Annotated in this window: 3 protein-coding genes and 1 other RNA gene; 2 read left to right on the forward strand and 2 right to left on the reverse strand. The window is 71.4% G+C overall.

All coding sequences use genetic code 11. The annotated features are described in order from the left end of the window. A partial coding sequence (locus PLL68_RS14230; protein ID WP_324535195.1) for a hypothetical protein occupies positions 1–471 on the forward strand: 471 nt, incomplete at its 5' end. Between the two features lie 12 nt (positions 472–483). Here the strand turns inward: PLL68_RS14230 and PLL68_RS14235 are convergent. Then, on the reverse strand, positions 484–951 hold the full coding sequence (locus PLL68_RS14235) for a DUF3817 domain-containing protein (protein ID WP_324535197.1): 468 nt from the start codon (positions 949–951) through the stop codon (positions 484–486). A 56-nt stretch (positions 952–1,007) separates the two neighbouring features. On the opposite strand from PLL68_RS14235, the gene ffs reads away from it, so the two are divergent. Beyond that, an RNA gene (gene ffs, locus PLL68_RS14240) (signal recognition particle sRNA small type) lies at positions 1,008–1,104 on the forward strand. Here the strand turns inward: ffs and PLL68_RS14245 are convergent. Beyond that, the gene (locus tag PLL68_RS14245; RefSeq protein WP_324535199.1) at positions 1,100–1,882 is read right to left on the reverse strand and encodes a DsbA family oxidoreductase; all 783 of its coding nucleotides are present in this window, start codon (positions 1,880–1,882) and stop codon (positions 1,100–1,102) included. The two genes, ffs and PLL68_RS14245, sit on opposite strands and share 5 nt — an antisense overlap. Positions 1,883–2,070 lie beyond the last annotated feature (188 nt).

Here is a 2,070-nt window from a genome sequence, read left to right on the forward strand (position 1 = left end):
CCAGAGCTCGAGGCCATCGCCGACCGCCTCGGCGCCGCCGCCGTCGAGGACCGCACCCGGTCGCTGACCTACTCCACGTTCTCCGACGGGGTCAGCAAGGCAGACGTGGCCATCAGCCTCGTCGCCCTGCTCGTCGTCGTCATGGGCCCGAGGCCCGGCCGCGGCACCCGGTGGTTCTGGTTCTGGCTCATCTGGCTCCCGTTCGGCCTGGGCCTGCTCGCCTTTGCCGTGTTCGAGGTCCTCAGGCCACCGCGGCTGGTCGTCGTCCCCGTCTCGGCCGGGAACGGTGCTGGGAGCGAGCAAGCCGACCCGACGGCATCCGATGACGACCCGGCATCCGCGCACCCCGTCTCGCCACGCAGGTACAGCGGTTGGGCAGGGCTCGGGCTCTCGATCCTCGGGGGGATCCTCATCGGCACGATCGCCGACCAACTGGCGCAGACGCTGCCGCTGGTCTTCGTGCGGTACTGAGCCCGCGTGCGCTCAGGCGCCGTTGCCCGGCACCGGCGGCGGGCCGATGAGCAGGAGCACGAGCGTCGCGGTCCCCACGGCGAGCGCCCCGACGAGAGCCGCGGCAACCGGCCGGGCGAGGGCGGCCGCGACCGCACGCTCGGGCACCGATGCCGCCTCGTCACCGCCGGCCCGCAGCCGCCAGCGGCTCGGCGCGAGCTGGAGGCGCTCGACCCGCCGCTCGGCGTACAGCGTCGCGAACGGGGGGATGGCGCAGGCGAGCACGAGCACGACCTCGCGAAGCGGCCAGCGCTGGTCGACCCACAGCACGACCGTCACGAGGACGAACGCGAGGAACACCACGCCGTGCACCAACCCGAACACGCTGACCCCGAGCTCGGTCGTACGGGTCACGTACTTCAGCGCCATGCCGATGAGCAGCAGCGTCCAGGTCACCACCTCGGCGCGAGCGAGCCAGGTGAACAGCGTTCGGGGGTTCATGTCGTCCTTCTCATCGGGCGATTTAGTCGGATGCCGTCAGGGCACCTAAGATTGCCAACGGCACCCCGCGTGGTGGTACCCCGCCGAACTCCCCCAGGGCAGGAATGCAGCAAGGGCAGGTGGGCTCTTCCAGGTACGCGGGGTGTCCTTATGCCCGGGCGGGGTCGGCCGCGGGTGACTCGGTGGCCTCGGTGCCGTCGGCGGTTGCACCCGCGTCAGCGGAGTCGCTGCCGCACACACCACCGCAACACCCGCCCCCGCAGCCACCCGCGTCGGCCACCGGTTCGGGCTCGGTGCCCTGCAGGTCCCAGACCTGCCGGATGGAGCTGAGCAGCACCTCGACGGGCTGGGCGCCGGTGACGCCGTACTTCTGGTCGAGGACGAACGTCGGCACCGAGGTGATGCCGATCTGCGAGGCCAGGGCGAGGTCGGTGCGCACGTCGATGCCGTGGTCGTCGCTCGCGAGGAGGGCGCGGACGGCATCCGCCTCGAGACCGGCCTCGACGGCCAGGCGCACGAGGGTGTCCTGGTCGCCGATGGCCGCGCCCTCGGAGTACCAGGCCGTCATGAGGCGCTGCGTGAGCGGCTCCTCGAGGCCGAGCGTGCGGGCGAAGTGGATGAGGCGGTGGGCGTCGTAGGAGTTGCCGCCGCGCAGCTTCTCCCACTGGAAGTCAAGGCCGACGGATGCCGCGTCGCGCGCCATCTGCTCGTGCTGGGCCACCATCTGCTCGCGCGGGACGCCGTACTTCGCGGCGACCCGGTCGATCACCGGAGCGTCGTCGACCGGATCGGCGGTGCGGTCGAGCTGGAAGCTGTGCCAGACCACCCCCACCTCGTCGCGGTGCTCGAACTGCTCGAGGGCACGTTCGAGGTGCCGCCTGCCGAGGTGGCAGAAGGGGCAGAGGATGTCGGACCACACGTCGATGCGCACGTTCGTCAGGGTACGTCGGGTGGAGGCCGAGAACCCAACCAGCACCCGCAGTGGGCGGCGTCCACAGGGGACGGCACGGCCTACGGGATGTCTGGCATCGCGGCTAGGGTTCGACAGGTGAGCACCGCGTTGTACCGCCGCTACCGCCCCGAGACGTTCGCCGACGTCATCGGGCAGGAGCACGTGAC

Source organism: Ornithinibacter sp., from assembly GCF_035443565.1.
In the GTDB taxonomy this organism is placed as follows: Bacteria; Actinomycetota; Actinomycetes; order Actinomycetales; family Dermatophilaceae; genus Fodinibacter.